Source organism: Pseudooceanicola profundus, assembly GCF_054919315.1.
Genome location: NZ_CM142898.1, coordinates 3,496,324 through 3,512,469 on the forward strand (window position 1 = coordinate 3,496,324; position 16,146 = coordinate 3,512,469).

The window sequence follows — 16,146 nt, forward strand, 5'->3', positions numbered from 1 at the left end:
GGGGATCAGCGGGCCAGTGTCGCCATGAAGGCGCGGACCTGCGGGGCGATCCAGTCGAAGAGGTCCGGGGCGCCATGGGCGATCTTCGCGCCGACGCGGGCCTCGAAAGTGGCGTAGTCGACGCTGTATTCGACCCAGCTGCCGCCGCCGCAGGCGAGGTTCTGGTTCGGCGGCTGGAACCGGTCGACCGACTTGGCGAAGCGGGCGTCGGGGGTCTCGTTGGCCTCGAATTCGCCCCAGAGCGCGCGCAGGGCACGGGCCTGTGCCTCGGGCAGCAGGCCGAAGAGACGGTCGGCGGCTGCGGCCTCCTCGGCCTCCTTCGCGGCGGCGTCGAAATCCCCGAAGATCGGCGCATCGCCCGCGTCGATCTCGATGATGTCGTGGATCAGCAGCATCTGCACCACCCGGGCGGGGTCGACCCCGGGACCTGCATGTTCCCCCAGCACGAGGGCATAGAGCGCGAGGTGCCAGGAATGTTCGGCCGAATTCTCGCGCCGGGAGCCGTCGCCAAGGGTGGTGGCGCGGTAGATGTTTTTCAGGCGGTCCATCTCGGCGAGGAAGCGGACCTGCCGGGCGATATCGCCGCTGGCGGTGCCCTCGGCCTCGAGGCAGGCGAAGAGGGCGGGCAGCGTCTGAGCGATCAGCCGGGCGCGGCCGGTGGAGAGGTTCTCGCGGCAGACGGCCTCGTGATCGGCGCGGCGCGGGCTGGCGGCCCAGGTCTGCAGGATCGGCACGGCGAAATCGACGCTCTTGGCGAGGCGGGCGTCGGGGCTGTCGCAGGCTTCGAACTCCTCCCAGAGGGCGCGGAAGGCGCGGCCCTGATCGGCGGGCAGCAGGGCGAAGAGACGCTCGGCGGCGGCGGCCTCGGCGGCGGCGAGGGCCACGGCGTCATGGGGCAGGTCGATGGGCTGGTCACCGGCGTCGATCTCGACGAGGTCGTGCAGCAGCAGCATTGCGATGATGCGCGACAGCCGGTCCGGCGCGAGGTCGCCGAGCCAGATCATCGCGGCAAGAGCGGCCTGCCACGAATGTTCGGCGGAATTCTCCTGCCGCGACTGGTCGGTCAGGGTCGAGGCGCGATCAACCGCCTTCAGGCGGTCGCTTTCCTGCAGGAAGGCCATCTGCGCGTCGAGCCGGGGGCGGAGGTCATCGGTCATCTGTCATGTCCCAGTATCGTGTCCCGGTATCTGCCGCCGCAATAGCCATTGCGCGCGCCGGGCGAAAGCCCGGATGCCGGGAAACGCGGGACAGGGGGCAGGAAATGGCCAGCGGGCAGGGGCATTGCAGCCCCGGCAGGGCTCAGCCCTCGGGCGGCTTCGGGGCCGGGCGGCGGGGAGGCTGGCCGGCAGGGGCCGCGGGCTTGGCGGCAGGTTTGGCTGCGGGCCGGGTGCCGGCGGGCGGCAGGCCCTTCTCGGCGAGCTTCTGGTTAAGCAGCGCGCGGGCGCGCCGCTCGGCGATCCGGATCCGGATCGCGGTCATGAAGGCCTCCTCGGTGGTGGTCGAGGAGGCGGCGAGGACCTTGGCGATCTCGCGGATCAGGTCGTGCTCGTCGCCCAGATGGGGGGCGGAGGCGAGCACGTCCCGCGCGAGCGCATCGGCAAGCTCCTCGGCGACGCTCATATCAACGGGTGGATTCGGTCAGGCGGCGCTTCACGTAGTCGCTCACCGTGCCGATCATCGTGTCCATGTGGGGTTCTTCGAAGAAGTGGCCCGCGCCCTCGATCTGCTCGTGGGTGACGGTGATGCCCTTCTGCTCCTGCAGCTTGCTGACCAGCGAGGTGGTGTCCGCGGGCGGCGCCACGCGGTCGGCGGTGCCGTTGATGATCAGCCCCGAGGAGGGGCAGGGCGCGAGGAACGAGAAATCGTACATGTTCGCGGGCGGTGCGACCGAGATGAAGCCGGTGATCTCGGGGCGGCGCATCAGCAACTGCATGCCGATCCAGGCCCCGAAGGAGAAGCCCGCAACCCAGCAATGCTTGGAGTTGTTGTTCATCGATTGCAGGTAGTCGAGGGCCGAGGCCGCATCCGACAGCTCGCCCACGCCCTGATCGTATTCGCCCTGGCTGCGTCCGACGCCGCGGAAATTGAAGCGCAGAACGGTGAAACCCATGTTATAGAAGGCGTAGTGAAGGTTGTAGACAACCTTGTTGTTCATCGTGCCCCCGAACTGAGGATGCGGGTGCAGCACGATGGCAATCGGGGCGTCCTTGTCCTTCTGGGGGTGGTAGCGGCCTTCGAGGCGGCCTTCGGGTCCGGGGAAGATGACCTCGGGCATGTGTGCCTTGTCTCCTGCGGCGGTCGGGCTTAATTCTTGACAGAATTGGTAGGCGACCTTAGAACGGTTCTAAATCAGTCGGTGGACCGACTGGCTGTCAAGCGAGATAAGGCTTGGGGGCCATGAGGTCAATTCATTCGCGTGTTCTGTCGGAGATCCGGTCATGAAACTCAGCACGAAGGGGCGCTATGCGATGGTTGCCCTTGCGGACATGGCGCTTCAGCCCAAGGAATGCCTCGTGACGCTGGCAGAGATCTCCAAGCGGCAGTCGATCTCGCTGCCCTATCTGGAGCAGCTCTTCGTCAAGCTGCGCCGGGCGGGGCTTGTCGTCTCGGTGCGCGGACCGGGCGGCGGCTATCGCCTGTCGCGTCCCGCGGCAGAGATTCGCGTGGTCGACGTGCTCTCGGCGGTGGATGAAACCGTCAGCGCCATGCACAAGGGGGCGGGCGCCAGCGGCGGTGCCTCGGGCAGCCGCGCCCAGTCGGTGACGAACCGCCTGTGGGAAGGGCTCTCGGCCCATGTCTATGTCTTCCTGCACCAGACCAGCCTCGGTGACGTGGTGAAGAACGGCCTCGCGCCGTGCCCGGCCGTGCCCACGCTCTTTGCCGTGGTGGACGAGGAAGACGGCTCGACGGCGGAAGAGGTCAGCGAGGCGTGAAGGACATGCGCGCATACCGGCCCCGGCCGTCTCTTAAAGATCTACGCAGCGTCCATCTTCGGGACGGCGCGGCAGAGGGGATGCGCTGATGGCCCCGCGTACCTATCTGGATTTCAACGCCACCACGCCCCTGCGCCCCGAGGCCCGCGCCGCGATGATCGCGGCGATGGACGTGGCCGGGAACCCCTCTTCGGTCCATGCCGAGGGGCGGGCGGCCAAGGCGCTGGTGGAGCGCGCCCGCGCGCAGGTCTCGGCCGCGCTCGGGGCGGACGGCGCGGACATCGTCTTCGTCTCCTCGGCGACCGAGGCCGCGGCGCTGGCGCTCGCGGGCCGGGAGCTGGTCGGGGCGGAGATCGAACACGACGCCGTGGGCGCCTGGATCGACCCGGTGCTTCCGGTCAGCCGCGACGGGATCGTCACGGTGGACGACCCTGCCGCGACCTGCCTGCAACTCGCCAACAGCGAGACGGGCGTGCTGCAGGACCTGCCGCAGGGGCTGGCCGTCACGGATATGACGCAGGCCTTCGGCAAGCTGCCCGTGGCCTTCAACTGGCTGGGCTGCGACATGGCCCTCGTCTCGGCGCACAAGCTGGGCGGGCCCAAGGGCATCGGGGCGCTGGTGCTGCGCCGGGGCCTCGACGTGACCGCGCAGCTGAAGGGCGGCGGTCAGGAGATGGGCCGCCGGGCCGGGACCGAGAACATCCTCGGCATCGCGGGCTTCGGGGCCGCCGCGGAGGCCGCCGCGAAGGACCTCGATGCCGGGGTCTGGAAAGACGTGGCCGCACGCCGCGACCGGCTGGAGGCGATGATCGCCGAGGCCGCGCCGCAGGTGATCGTGGCCGGGCAGGGCGCCAAGCGCCTGCCCAACACGTCATGCCTGATCGCGCCCGGCTGGAAGGGCGAGACGCAGGTGATGCAGATGGACCTTGCGGGCTTCGCCATCTCGGCGGGCTCGGCCTGTTCCAGCGGCAAGGTGCGCGCCAGCAAGGTGCTGCGCGCCTATGGATTTGACGAGGCCGAGGCCAGCTGCGCGATCCGCGTCAGCCTGGGCCCCGAAACGACAGACGATGACATCACGCGCTTTGCCGAGACATGGCTGGCGCGGCTTGAGAAACACCGCGCCCGCGCGGCGTGAGACGGAAGGAAGCGACATGACCGCACCCGATCAGAAAGAGCTGGAGGTTCGCGAGGGCGTCGACCGTGAAACGGTCGAGGCCGTCCAGACCATCGGCGAGGCCTACAAGTACGGCTGGGAAACCGAGATCGAGATGGAATACGCGCCGATGGGCCTCAACGAGGACATCGTGCGGCTGATCAGCGACAAGAACGGCGAGCCGGAGTGGATGACCGAGTGGCGGCTGGAGGCGTTCAAGCGCTGGCTGACCAAGGAAGAGCCCGATTGGGCGATGGTCGACTACCCCGAGATCGACTTCCAGAAGCAGTATTACTATGCCCGCCCCAAGAGCATGGAGACCAAGCCCAAGTCGCTGGACGAGGTTGATCCCAAGCTGCTGGAAACCTACGAGAAACTCGGTATCCCGCTGAAGGAGCAGATGATCCTCGCCGGTGTCGAGGGCGCGGGCGAGACCCCCGCCGAGGGCAAGGAAGAGCGCCGCGTGGCCGTGGATGCGGTCTTCGACTCCGTCTCGGTCGGCACGACCTTCCAGGCCGAGCTGAAGAAGGCGGGCGTCATCTTCTGCTCGATCTCCGAGGCGATCCGCGAGCACCCCGAACTGGTGAAGAAGTACCTCGGCTCGGTCGTGCCGGTGAACGACAACTTCTATGCCACGCTGAACTCGGCCGTCTTCTCGGATGGGTCCTTCGTCTACGTGCCGCCGGGCGTCCGCTGCCCGATGGAGCTGTCGACCTATTTCCGCATCAACGCGGAGAACACCGGCCAGTTCGAGCGCACGCTGATCATCGCGGACAAGGGCTCCTACGTGTCCTACCTCGAAGGCTGCACCGCACCGCAGCGCGACACCGCGCAGCTGCACGCCGCCGTGGTCGAGATCATCGTCGAGGAAGATGCGGAAGTTAAGTATTCCACCGTGCAGAACTGGTTCCCCGGGGACGAGAACGGCAAGGGCGGCATCTACAACTTCGTGACCAAGCGCGCCGATTGCCGCGGCGACCGCGCCAAGGTGATGTGGACGCAGGTCGAGACCGGCTCTGCCGTGACGTGGAAGTATCCGTCCTGCATCCTGCGCGGCGACGACAGCCAGGGCGAATTCTACTCGATCGCCATTGCCAACAACATGCAGCAGGCCGACACCGGCACCAAGATGATCCACCTTGGCAAGAACACCAAGAGCCGGATCGTCTCCAAGGGGATCTCGGCCGGCAAGGCACAGAACACCTATCGCGGTCAGGTTTCGATGCACAAGAAAGCCACCGACGCGCGGAACTACACCCAGTGTGACAGCCTGCTGATCGGCGACAAGTGCGGCGCCCACACGGTGCCCTACATCGAAGTGCGCAACAACTCGGCCCGGGTCGAGCACGAGGCGACCACCTCCAAGGTGGACGATGATCAGCTGTTCTACTGCCGTCAGCGCGGCATGGACGAGGAAGAGGCCGTCGCCCTCGTGGTCAACGGCTTCTGCCGTGACGTGCTTCAGGCCCTGCCGATGGAGTTCGCCATGGAAGCGCAGCAGCTGGTGGCGATCTCGCTCGAAGGCTCGGTGGGCTGATCATGTCGGGCCGCGCCACCTTCACCGCCGCCGTTGTGCTGGCCGCCCTCGGGACGGCGGGCCTGACGGTTGCGGGGGCCTCGGCCCTCGGGCTGTTCGAGGGCGAGGGGCTGCACATGGCCGTCGTCATCGGGCTGACCGGGGCTCTGGCCCTTGGGCTTGGCCGCGCCGTGACCGGAAAGGAACGCAGATGATCGTCTCTCTCGCGATGCAATCGCTTGGCGTCGGGATCGGCGTCTTCGTGGGCATCCTGATCGGCCTTGGCATGCGCAAGCGCAAGGGCAACGTCGAGGGGCTGGTGGCCGGCTCGGTCGTGCTGACGGCACTTGCGGCCGGTGTGCTGGCGATGATCGTCATGATGGCGATGAAGTACCTGTTCGGCTGAGGCCGGGCCGACGGAACGGCGGGAGAAAGCGATGATCGTCACCACCACCAACAGCGTCGAGGGACGCCGGATCACGGACTACAAGGGCGTGGTCGTCGGTGAGGCGATCATGGGCGCCAACGTGGTGCGCGATCTCTTCGCCTCGATCACCGACGTGATCGGGGGCCGGTCGGGTGCCTACGAGAGCAAGCTGCAGGACGCGCGCGACGTGGCCTTCGGCGAGCTTGAGGCGCGGGCGGCGACGCTGGGGGCGAATGCCATCGTCGGGGTCGATCTCGACTATGAGGTGGTGGGCCAGTCGATGCTGATGGTCTCGGTCTCCGGGACCGCCGTGGTGCTGGACTGAGGCGGAGCGCGCGTTGCCGGATACCGCCCCCTCGCTTCCGCGTCCCGAGCTGACGCTGCCCGCGGCCGAAGCCGCGGCGCTGCGGTCCGCCTACGGGGCGGCGCAGGGCATCCTCGAATACGGCTCGGGCGGGTCCACCGTCATGGCCGCCGAGATGCCGGGCAAGCAGGTGGTCGCGGTGGAAAGCGACCCCGACTGGGCCGCGATGATGCAGGCGTGGTTCGCCCAGAACCCGCCGGCGAGCGCGGTGGAGGTCCGTCACGCCGATATCGGCGGGACCGAGAACTGGGGCTATCCGCTGGACGACAGCGGCTGGCGCGGCTTCGCGGCCTACCCGCTGGGGGTCTGGGACGAACTGGCGTTCCACCCCGACGTGGTGCTGGTGGACGGGCGCTTCCGTCTCGGCTGCGCCATGGCGACGGCCTTCCGGATCAGCCGCCCCGTGGCGCTGCTGATCGACGACTACGGTGACCGGCCGGAATACCGCCCGGTCGAGGAATTTCTGGGGCAGCCGGTCATGACCGGCCGGCTGGCCCGGTTCGATATCACGCCGCAGCCGGTCCCGGCGGACCAACTGCTGCGGCTCATGGAATGGATGCAGACCCCGTGAGGGCTGCCTGCAAAGGATGAAAGATATGCTGGAAATCAAGAACCTGCACGTGAAGCTGGAAGAAGAGGACAAGCAGATCCTCAAGGGCGTGAACCTGACCGTCGAGGCGGGCAAGGTGCATGCGATCATGGGCCCCAACGGTTCGGGCAAGTCGACCCTGTCCTACGTCCTGTCGGGCCGCGACGGCTATGAAGTGACCGAGGGCTCGGCCACGCTAGAAGGCGAGGACCTGCTGGAGGCGGAACCCGAAGAGCGCGCCGCGGCGGGCCTCTTCCTCGCGTTCCAGTACCCGGTGGAAATCCCCGGTGTCGGCAACATGACCTTCCTGCGCACCGCGCTGAACGCACAGCGCAAGGCCCGCGGCGAGGACGAGATCAGCGCCACCGACTTCCTCAAGCTGGTGCGCGAGAAGGCCAAGACCCTGAAGATCGACGCCGAGATGCTGAAGCGCCCCGTGAACGTCGGTTTCTCGGGCGGTGAGAAGAAGCGCAACGAGATCCTTCAGATGGCCGTGCTCGAGCCGAAGATGTGCATCCTCGACGAGACCGACTCGGGCCTCGACGTGGACGCGATGAAACTGGTCTCCGACGGCGTGAACGCGCTGCGCGACGAAGGCCGCGGCTTCCTCGTGATCACCCACTACCAGCGTCTTCTGGACCACATCAAACCGGACGTCGTGCACATCATGGCGAACGGCCGCATCATCAAGACCGGCGGCCCCGAGCTGGCGCTGGAAGTCGAGAAGAACGGCTATGCCGACATCCTGGCGGAGGACGCCTGATGCAATCGCCCAAAGTTGCCCTGCGCGCGCGCAAGGACGAGGCGACCGAAGCCCGTCTTGCGACGCTGACCCTGCCCGAAACCGGCGGCTGGCTGGACGGCCTGCGCGCTGACGCGCTGAGCCGCGTCCGCGCCATGGCGCTGCCCGGCCCCCGGGACGAATACTGGAAGTGGACCCGCCCCGAGACGCTGATCTCGCCCGAGGTGACGCCCGCCGCGCTCTTCAAGGATGACGAGCCGCCGATGTTCGACGAGGTGGACCGCCTCAAGATCGTCTTCACCTCCGGCAAGTTCGACGCCGAGGCCTCGGACGACCTGAGCCTCGAAGGCCTGACCATCGAGCGTCTGGCCGAGGCCGGCGCGACCGATCTGCACTGGGCCCGCGACCTCTACGGCACGTTGGAAACCAACGGTCAGACCCCGGTGGAACGTCCGCTGGCGGCGCTGAACACGGCCTTTGCCACCGATGGCGTGCTGATCCGCGTCACCGGGAAGGTCTCCAAGCCCGTGAGCCTGATCTACCGCCGCGAGAGCGAAGCCTCCGAGGCGATCCTGCACCACGTCGTGAAAGTGGAGCAGGGCGGCGAGATGACCCTGCTGGAGAATGGCCCGGCGGCCGCGCGCTTCAACAAGGTGCTGGAGGTCGAGGTGGCCGACGAGGCCGCCTTCCACCACGTCCGGACCCAGGCCCGCGACCACGAGCGTCGCGCCGCGACCCATATCTTCGCGCGCCTCGGCCGCGAGAGCGTGTTCAAGAGCTTCACGGTCACCATGAACGGCGTGCTGACGCGCAACGACTGCGTGATCGAGCTGACCGGCGATGACGCGGTGGCCCACGTGGCCGGTGCGGCGCTTGGCGACGGCGATTTCCACCACGACGACACGGTCTTCGTGACCCATGACGCGGTGAACTGTGAAAGCCGCCAGGTCTTCAAGAAGGTGCTGCGCAACGGCGCCGTCGGGGTCTTCCAGGGCAAGATCCTCGTGAAGGAAGGCGCACAGAAGACCGATGGCTACCAGATCAGCCAGTCGCTTCTGCTGGACGACGACAGCCAGTTCCTCGCCAAGCCGGAGCTGGAGATCTACGCCGATGACGTGGCCTGTTCGCACGGCTCGACCTCCGGTGCGATCGACGAGACGGCGCTCTTCTACCTGCGCTCGCGCGGGGTGCCGACGGATCAGGCGACCAACCTGCTGACGCTGGCCTTCCTCGCCGAAGCCCTGCAGGAGATCGACAGCGAAGAGCTGTCGGGCCTGATCCTTGCCCGCCTCGAAGACTGGCTGGAGCGGCGTCGCGGCTGATGTCGATCCTGCGCGACATCGCGGCCACCTACCGGAGGCCGGGGGCGGTTCTGCGCCGCCACCTCCGGGCAGGGGAGCGCGAGGACAGGGCGCTCGCCACGCTGATGGCGGGCTGCCTGCTGATCTTCGTGGCGCAATGGCCGCGGCTGTCGCGGGAGGCCTTTCTCACCGGCGAGGAGCTGAGCCCGCTGCTCGGCTCCACGCTGATGGCCTGGGTCTTCCTTGCGCCGCTGCTGCTTTACGGCATCGCGGCACTGGCGCATGTTGTGGCGCGGATTGCGAGCGGACGCGGGACATTCTACACCGCGCGCATGGCGCTCTTCTGGTCGATCCTTGCGGCCGCGCCGGTGTTGCTGCTCCATGGCATGGTGGCAGGCTTCATCGGGCCCGGTCCGGCGCTCGACCTCGTGGGGCTGGCATGGCTGGCCATCTTCCTGTGGTTCTGGATCGCAGGCATGCGGGTGGCCGAATGGCCCCTCGCACCCGATGGGGCCGCGACCGGACAGGAGTGACGATGAGTTTCGACGAGATCAAGGCACTGGTGCTGATGTCTGTGGTGGAGCCGGGCAAGGCCGGTCGCCAGCTGCTGAGCCTGCGCCCGCCGAACAATGCCGTCTGGACGGCCATGGGCCTGCTGGCGGTGCTGAACGGCATCCTTTACGGGCTGCTCTTCGCGCCGGTCGACGTGCTGCCGCCGATGCTGCGCTCGCCCTTCGCCCTCGCGGCGCTGATCGGCTTTGCCATGGTCGGCATGACCGTGATCATGACGCAGGCCGGCCGCATGCTGGGCGGGACCGCGCGGCTGGCGGACATGGCGCTGGTCGTCGTCTGGCTGCAGGCGCTGCGGCTTGCGGCGCAATTGGCCGTCAGTGCGATCTCGCTGCTGATCCCGATGCTGGGCGGCCTGCTCGGCATGGCGGCGGGCTTCTGGGGGCTCTTCGTCCTCGGCGGGTTCCTCGCCGCCGCCCATGGCTTTACCGGCTGGGGCAAACCGGCCGCGCTGATGCTGATGACCGGCCTGCTGCTGGCCTTCCTGCTCTCCTTCGTGCTGGCGGCCTTCGGGGTCGCCCCCGCGACCGTTGAAGGGGCGCTTTGATGCCCTCGACCGCTGCCCCCGACTGCTGAAGGACCTCTCTGATGTATGACGTCAACGCCATCCGCGCCGACTTCCCGATCCTGTCGCGGGAGGTGAACGGCGTGCCGCTGACCTATCTGGACAACGGCGCCTCGGCCCAGAAACCGCAGGTGGTGATCGACGCGATCACGCAGGCCTATTCCATGGAATACGCCAACGTGCACCGCGGCCTGCACTACCTTTCCAACCTCGCGACCGAGAAGTACGAGGCCGTGCGCGGCAAGATCGCGCGCTTCCTCAACGCCGCCTCCGAGGACGAGATCGTCATGAACTCGGGCACCACCGAGGGGATCAACATGATCTCCTACGGCTGGGCCGCGCCGCGCCTGAAGGAGGGGGACGAGATCATCCTCTCCGTGATGGAGCACCACGCCAATATCGTGCCGTGGCATTTCCTGCGGGAACGCCAGGGCGTCGTGCTGAAGTGGATCGAACCCGAGGCCGACGGCTCCCTCGACCCGCAGAAGGTGCTGGAGGCCATCGGGCCCCGGACCAGGCTGATCGCCGTGACCCAGTGCTCCAACGTGCTCGGCACCATCGTCGACGTGAAGGCGATCTGCGCCGGGGCCCGCGCCGCCGGTGTGCCCGTCCTCGTGGACGGCTCGCAGGGCGCGGTGCACATGCCCGTCGACGTTCAGGACATCGGCTGCGATTTCTACGCCATCACCGGGCACAAGCTCTATGGCCCCTCCGGCTCCGGCGCGATCTACATCAAGGCCGAGCGGATGGAAGAGATGCGTCCCTTCCTCGGTGGCGGCGACATGATCAAGGAAGTCACCCGCGAGGGCATCTGCTATGCCGAGCCGCCGCTGAAGTTCGAGGCCGGCACGCCGGGCATCGTCCAGATGATCGGCCTCGGTGTGGCGCTGGACTACATGACAGGTGTCGGCATGGAGGCGATCGCGGCCCACGAGGCCGACCTCGCGGCCTATGCGACCGAGAAGTTCAACGGGCTGAACTGGATCAACATCCAGGGGCAGGCCCCGGGCAAGGCGGCGATCTTCTCGCTCACCCTCGACGGGGCCGCGCATCCCCATGATATCTCGACGATCCTCGACAAGAAGGGCGTCGCGGTCCGGGCCGGGCACCATTGCGCCGGGCCGCTGATGGAGCATCTGGGGGTCACCGCGACCTGCCGCGCCTCCTTCGGGTTGTACAACACCCGCGCCGAGGTCGACACGCTGATCGATGCGCTGGAACTGGCCCACGATCTCTTCGCCTGAGGCGCCGGCCGGGTCATTCCGGGGCCGCTGACCAAAAAACTTGCTGGCGGTCCCTGCCGCGCCGGGCCTGGTCTTCGCGTGAAGACCGGGCCCGAAGTCGTTTCAGTGTCTTGATTTTCACCGCATGGGGCAGGGGGCGCGGACGTCAAGAAACGGGCAGGGCGGCAGAAAACGTCACCGAATGATCCATTTGCGACCTTGAGCTGTTTTCATCTGGCCTAGGTCCTGTAGCATGCCCACAGGTTAACGACAGAAGGAGACAGGGATGCCCCTTGCGCAGAACGCCGACGAGATTTCCGATATTGCCTTTGGGTTCATGGGATCGAAGGCACTCTTCTCGGCCTTGCAATTCGGGGTGTTTACCCATCTCTCGGGCGGGGCAAAGACCGCCGCGGACCTCGCGAAGGCCGCCGGGATCGGCGAAGACGCCATGATGACGCTGCTGACCAGCCTCGCGGGCCTCGGCCTCGTGGCGGTGGAGGATGGCAAGTTCTCCAATGCGCCCGCCTCCGAGGCCTTCCTCGTGAAGGGCGCGAAATACGACTTCGGCCCCTATCTCGAACTGCAGGTCGGCAAGCAGATGTACCCGCTGCTCGACCAGATCGAGGACGCGCTGCAGGGCAAGCTGAAGGACGAGGACACCGGCTCCTACGCCGAGTGGTTCTCGGACCCGGAAGAGGCCAAGCTCTATTCCGAGAGCCAGCACGCGGGCTCGCTCGGGCCGGCACGGCAGTTGGCCAAGGCGCTGGACCTCTCGATGGCGGATTCGCTGCTGGATGTCGGCGGTGGCACCGGCGCCTTCGCGATCACGCTCTGCCAGAAGAACCCGCAGCTCAAGGCCACCGTGCTGGAGTTCCCCAACGTCGCCGCCCTCGGACGCCGCTACGTGGCTGAGGCAGGGCTTTCCGACCGGGTGATCTATGACGACGGCAACGCGCTCGAGACGGGCTTCCCGGGTGGGCAGGACGTGGTGCTCATGTCCTACCTCTTCTCCGGCGTGCCCGGCGAGGCCCACGAGGACCTGATCAAGCGCGCCTATGACGCGCTGAAACCGGGCGGGCGGCTGCTGATCCACGATTTCGTGGTGGATGCCGACCGGTCCGGGCCCAAGCTGGCGGCGCTCTGGCAGTTGCAGCACACCGCCTTCACCCCCGAGGCGCGGTCTCTCGACGCGGGCTGGCTGGAAGAGGCGCTGACCAAGGCGGGCTTCGAGGCTGCCTCCGTCGACACGATGATCCCCGAGATGACCATGTTGGCACAGGGCGTGAAACCTGCCTGATGCAGGTCCTGGCCCGGGCTGCACATCGCGGGATCGGGCCGGGGATGGAGCAGGAGGGAGACCGCGTCGCGCGGCCCTCCGACGGCGCCCGGCGTCACCGTCGCGAGGGGGCCCTCGCGGGGGCGAAAACTGTCCCGAAGGAAATCGACTTACCCCATTGCGCGGGTCCCGGTGATGGGGTAAGTCACCGCGACACGCACCCGTAGCTCAGCTGGATAGAGCGCTGCCCTCCGAAGGCAGAGGCCAGAGGTTCGAATCCTCTCGGGTGCGCCACTTCCCCGCATACTTCCTTGATATCGCTGCACGGCTTTCGTTTTGCGCCGCGCGTGGCCCCACGCCTGCAATCAGCGTGACCGACGGCAGGCTGGGGCGGCGGGGCGGTCAGGGCATCCGTGCCGCGATCCAGCGGGCGAACTCGTAATTCGGCCGTTCGAGGTGGCTGAGGGAGCCCGGCACGGCGAGGCGGCCCTGCATGCCTTTCCAGACCCGCTCGGTACAGCCGCGATCCTCGTCGTTGACGTGGTCCAGCAGCCCCTTGAGCGTCGCGAAATGGGCCTCGGCTTCCGGATCGGCGGCGAAGTCGGGGTGCAGCCCGCCACCGTAGACGATCTTCACCTTGCCGGGCTCCGCCCCGGGGGCGAGGCAGAGATACCAGAAATATCCCGGCGTCAGGGTGATCAGCAGCGAGGGATAGATCGCCATCAGCCAGGTGCGATAGCGGTCCTCGCCCTGAAGGGTCGTGTTGTCCTTGTGGGCGATGGAGAGGGCGATCGAATCGTCCTTGAGGATGTGGTGGTAGTTGAAGGCGGCCTTGCCCTCGGGGCAGGTCATCTTACGCAGGTCCACCGCGCCGCCGATGGTGCCGCCGTGGCACATGGGCAGGTGATAGCTCTCCATGAAATTCTCGGCGAGGATCTTCCAGTTGGTGTCCCAGAGGTGGTCCTCGCGGAAGGTCTCCACGTAGCGGCTCATGTCGAGGTAACCGACGAGGTCATCGACCTCTGCCAGTTGCTCGGCCGGGTCGGGCAGGTCGGGGTTCAGGGTGACCATGATCCAGCCCTGCCAGTTGACGCAGCGGATCGCGGGCAGCCCGTGGTCCGCCTTGCAGAAGCCCTTGTTCATGTCCATGGCCGGCGCGCCGCGGAGTGAGCCGTCGAGAGAATAGGTCCAGGCGTGGTAGGGGCAGGTGATGACGCGCACGTTGCCGCGCCCTTCCAGCAGCGTGGACATCCGGTGACGGCAGGTGTTGGACATGGCGCGCAGCGCGCCGTCCCGGTCGCGCAGGATCAGCACCGGGTCGCCCGCGATCTCCATCGTCAGGTAGTCGCCCGGGTCCTTCAGCGCATCCGCACGCCCGGCGCAGAGCCATGACCTGGCAAAGACATGCTCCTGCTCCAGCGCCATGAAGTCGGGCGAGGTATAGACCGAGACCGGCATGGCGCGGGCCTGATCGAAGGGCAGGGCGACATTGGCGCGCAGCTCGGCTGCGGGATCATGGATGTTCACGGGCGGCCTCCTTGCGGCAGATGCAGGTCCCTCGGGGGATGGAGGAGTGTCCGCCCGGCCTGAGGGATCTGGCAAGGGGGATGTTTCCCCTGCGGAAGGCCCGGGGCCGTTTTTCGCTGGCGAGTTTGTTGGTGTGCTAACAAACTGCGCAGGCCAAGGCCGCCGGGCCGGCTCCTTGGCGCGCGATGACCTGCTCCACTGGGCGGCACACCGCCCGGACCACTGCCCAGGCCAGTGATTGTCATGGGTCGTCTCAGCGGCCGCCTGGCGACCTGTCTCGGTGCTCGTCTTGTCGCCTGTAACGGCACTCTCAGCCCTGTTTCGGCCAGATCCGGGCGCCTTGGCGCGGAGGGGAGCGGTCTGCGCAGCCATTCGGCAACACAGGGCCCGCCTCGGCAGGGGTCGGGACCGGCGCCGTCGACATGGTTAATCACGCTGCGTAACCTGTGGCGGAGATGAAAGAGACGAACCGGAGCAGAGCCGCCGAAGGGGGCCCCTTGCCGAGACCCACGCATCTTTCAGAGGCCCTGGCCCGCAGCCGGCCCCTCGCGCTGGCGCTTGGGGCGCTCTTCGTGTTGCTGATCGCCGCGACCGCATGGCAACTGGGGCCGGCCCCGGCGGCGCGTCCCTCGGGCACGTTGCTGGATTTCGACGTCTTCCGCCTCGCCGGTCAGCTGGCATGGCGCGAAGAGATGCCGCAGGCCTACGACGGCGCCGCCTTCCGTCCGCTGCAGCAGGAGGCCTTCGGCAGGGATATCTTCCTGCCTTGGACCTATCCGCCACATTACAACCTGCTGGTGGCGCCGCTGGCGCTGCTGCCGGCCTGGGCGGGTTACGGGCTCTTCAGCACCGGTTCGCTGGTGCTTTTCCTCGTCCAGATCCGCAGGTTGGCGGGGGCACGGTTTCTCCTCGTCACGCTGATGCTGACGCCCGCGATCCTCGTCTGCCTCAAGACCGGGCAGAACGGGCTCTTCTTCGGCGGTCTCCTGGCGCTGTTCGTCAATCTGCGCGGGGCGCCCTCCGCGCGCCGTCGGCTCTGGGCCGGTCCGGTGCTGGCGCTGCTGGCGGCCAAGCCGCATTTCTTCCTCGGCCTCTTGGTCTACCTGCTCTGGCGGCGGGAGTGGCGGCTGCTGGGCCTTGCTGCGGTCACACTCGCGCTGATGCTGGGGCTGGCGACGCTGGCCTTCGGCCCGGCGATCTGGCCGGCCTTCCGCGAAGGGGCCGCGCAGTCCGGCAGCTTCATGGCGCTTGGCGTCTACCCGTTCTTCCGCATGGTCTCGGTCTTCGCGGGGCTGGCCTCGATGGCGGGGCCGGGGGACTGGGGCGCAGCAGGCGGGGGCACGGCGGATTGGGCACTGGCTCTGCATCTCGCGGTGGCACTTCTGCTGGTCGCAGGGCTCTTCTACAGCCGGGCGCGGGGGGCGGACCCGCGGGTGGGTCTGGCCCTCGCCCTTGGGGCAGGCTTCCTGATCTCGCCCTATGCCTATGACTACGACGTGCCGATCTTCGGCGTCACGCTGGCGCTGCTGCTGCCGCTCTGTGCCGGGCGGATCGGGGACGGGACGGCGCGGATGCTGATCCTGCTGGGCTGGCTGACCGCGCTGCCGAGCCTCGTGATGGCGCTGGTGCTGGCCGGGCAGGGCGGCAGCCTTGCGGGGGCCGGGGCGCTCTGGTCGCTCGGCTGGCTCGGGGTGACGGGAAGCCTGACGCTGGCGGTGCTTCGCACCGCGCCGTTGGAGGCCCTGCGATTGCAGCCGACGCAGGGCTGATCCCGCGTGCCGCGCATGGCAGACCGCGGCCCCGCAAGCGGGGCGTCTGCGCTTTGCCTTCGAAAGCGCCGGAATACCCCCCCGATCCGGTGAAAAGCGGCAAAGCTCTGCCCATTCGGATGGGGGCCGCTTGCCAAGTCGCGGGCGCGGCCCAACCTACCGGGCACGCATATCAATCCGCCCCAGGA

At 67.7% G+C, this 16,146-nt stretch carries 18 protein-coding genes and 1 tRNA gene; 15 read left to right on the plus strand and 4 right to left on the minus strand.

Going from position 1 to position 16,146, the window contains the following annotated elements:
* Positions 1-5: 5 nt before the first annotated feature.
* From ACX9MO_RS16050 to ACX9MO_RS16060, 3 genes are all read right to left on the minus strand, one after another.
* A complete protein-coding gene (locus tag ACX9MO_RS16050; protein WP_462212563.1) occupies positions 6-1,157 on the minus strand; it encodes an HD domain-containing protein in 1,152 nt (383 codons plus the stop codon).
* A 142-nt stretch (positions 1,158-1,299) separates the two neighbouring features.
* Positions 1,300-1,620: a hypothetical protein gene (locus ACX9MO_RS16055; protein WP_462212564.1), complete on the minus strand. Its 321-nt coding sequence runs from the start codon at positions 1,618-1,620 to the stop codon at positions 1,300-1,302.
* 1 nt (position 1,621) lies between these two features.
* Positions 1,622-2,275 (minus strand): alpha/beta hydrolase, encoded by a 654-nt coding sequence (locus ACX9MO_RS16060; RefSeq protein ID WP_222489615.1) that lies wholly within the window; start codon positions 2,273-2,275, stop codon positions 1,622-1,624.
* Positions 2,276-2,438: 163 nt separating this feature from the next.
* On the opposite strand from ACX9MO_RS16060, the gene iscR reads away from it, so the two are divergent.
* The 14 genes from iscR to ACX9MO_RS16130 all read left to right on the plus strand — a co-directional run bounded on the left by iscR (position 2,439) and on the right by ACX9MO_RS16130 (position 12,956).
* A complete protein-coding gene (gene iscR, locus ACX9MO_RS16065) occupies positions 2,439-2,933 on the plus strand; it encodes a Fe-S cluster assembly transcriptional regulator IscR (protein WP_222489616.1) in 495 nt (164 codons plus the stop codon).
* Between the two features lie 88 nt (positions 2,934-3,021).
* Positions 3,022-4,068, plus strand: coding sequence for a cysteine desulfurase family protein (locus ACX9MO_RS16070; protein ID WP_462212565.1), 1,047 nt, complete (start codon positions 3,022-3,024; stop codon positions 4,066-4,068).
* Between the two features lie 16 nt (positions 4,069-4,084).
* The gene (sufB, locus tag ACX9MO_RS16075; RefSeq protein WP_222489618.1) at positions 4,085-5,623 is read left to right on the plus strand and encodes a Fe-S cluster assembly protein SufB; all 1,539 of its coding nucleotides are present in this window, start codon (positions 4,085-4,087) and stop codon (positions 5,621-5,623) included.
* A gap of 2 nt (positions 5,624-5,625) precedes the next feature.
* A complete protein-coding gene (locus ACX9MO_RS16080; RefSeq protein ID WP_462212566.1) occupies positions 5,626-5,817 on the plus strand; it encodes a hypothetical protein in 192 nt (63 codons plus the stop codon).
* Positions 5,814-6,008, plus strand: a complete 195-nt coding sequence (locus ACX9MO_RS16085) for a hypothetical protein (protein ID WP_222489620.1) — start codon at positions 5,814-5,816, stop codon at positions 6,006-6,008. Before ACX9MO_RS16080 ends, ACX9MO_RS16085 begins: the two co-directional genes overlap by 4 nt.
* Before the next feature lie 31 nt (positions 6,009-6,039).
* Positions 6,040-6,354, plus strand: coding sequence for a heavy metal-binding domain-containing protein (locus tag ACX9MO_RS16090; RefSeq protein ID WP_222489621.1), 315 nt, complete (start codon positions 6,040-6,042; stop codon positions 6,352-6,354).
* A 13-nt stretch (positions 6,355-6,367) separates the two neighbouring features.
* The gene (locus tag ACX9MO_RS16095; protein ID WP_462212567.1) at positions 6,368-6,964 is read left to right on the plus strand and encodes a hypothetical protein; all 597 of its coding nucleotides are present in this window, start codon (positions 6,368-6,370) and stop codon (positions 6,962-6,964) included.
* Between the two features lie 25 nt (positions 6,965-6,989).
* On the plus strand, positions 6,990-7,745 hold the full coding sequence (gene sufC, locus ACX9MO_RS16100) for a Fe-S cluster assembly ATPase SufC (RefSeq protein WP_462212568.1): 756 nt from the start codon (positions 6,990-6,992) through the stop codon (positions 7,743-7,745).
* Entirely contained in the window at positions 7,745-9,046 is a 1,302-nt protein-coding gene (sufD, locus tag ACX9MO_RS16105) for a Fe-S cluster assembly protein SufD (RefSeq protein WP_462212569.1), read from the plus strand. Before sufC ends, sufD begins: the two co-directional genes overlap by 1 nt.
* Complete coding sequence (locus ACX9MO_RS16110; protein ID WP_462212570.1) at positions 9,046-9,558, plus strand: YIP1 family protein; 513 nt, start codon at positions 9,046-9,048, stop codon at positions 9,556-9,558. Before sufD ends, ACX9MO_RS16110 begins: the two co-directional genes overlap by 1 nt.
* 2 nt (positions 9,559-9,560) lie before the next feature.
* Positions 9,561-10,142: a YIP1 family protein gene (locus ACX9MO_RS16115; protein WP_222489626.1), complete on the plus strand. Its 582-nt coding sequence runs from the start codon at positions 9,561-9,563 to the stop codon at positions 10,140-10,142.
* A 41-nt stretch (positions 10,143-10,183) separates the two neighbouring features.
* Positions 10,184-11,404: a cysteine desulfurase gene (locus tag ACX9MO_RS16120; protein WP_462212571.1), complete on the plus strand. Its 1,221-nt coding sequence runs from the start codon at positions 10,184-10,186 to the stop codon at positions 11,402-11,404.
* A 265-nt stretch (positions 11,405-11,669) separates the two neighbouring features.
* On the plus strand, positions 11,670-12,683 hold the full coding sequence (locus tag ACX9MO_RS16125; protein WP_462212572.1) for a methyltransferase: 1,014 nt from the start codon (positions 11,670-11,672) through the stop codon (positions 12,681-12,683).
* 196 nt (positions 12,684-12,879) lie between these two features.
* Positions 12,880-12,956, plus strand: a tRNA-Arg gene (locus tag ACX9MO_RS16130).
* 108 nt (positions 12,957-13,064) lie between these two features.
* Here the strand turns inward: ACX9MO_RS16130 and ACX9MO_RS16135 are convergent.
* Complete coding sequence (locus tag ACX9MO_RS16135; protein ID WP_462212573.1) at positions 13,065-14,189, minus strand: aromatic ring-hydroxylating oxygenase subunit alpha; 1,125 nt, start codon at positions 14,187-14,189, stop codon at positions 13,065-13,067.
* 497 nt (positions 14,190-14,686) lie between these two features.
* Between ACX9MO_RS16135 and ACX9MO_RS16140 the strand changes: the two genes are divergently transcribed.
* Positions 14,687-15,958 carry a glycosyltransferase family 87 protein gene (locus ACX9MO_RS16140; protein WP_462212574.1) on the plus strand — a complete coding sequence of 424 codons (1,272 nt, stop codon included), beginning with the start codon at positions 14,687-14,689 and terminating at the stop codon, positions 15,956-15,958.
* Positions 15,959-16,146 lie beyond the last annotated feature (188 nt).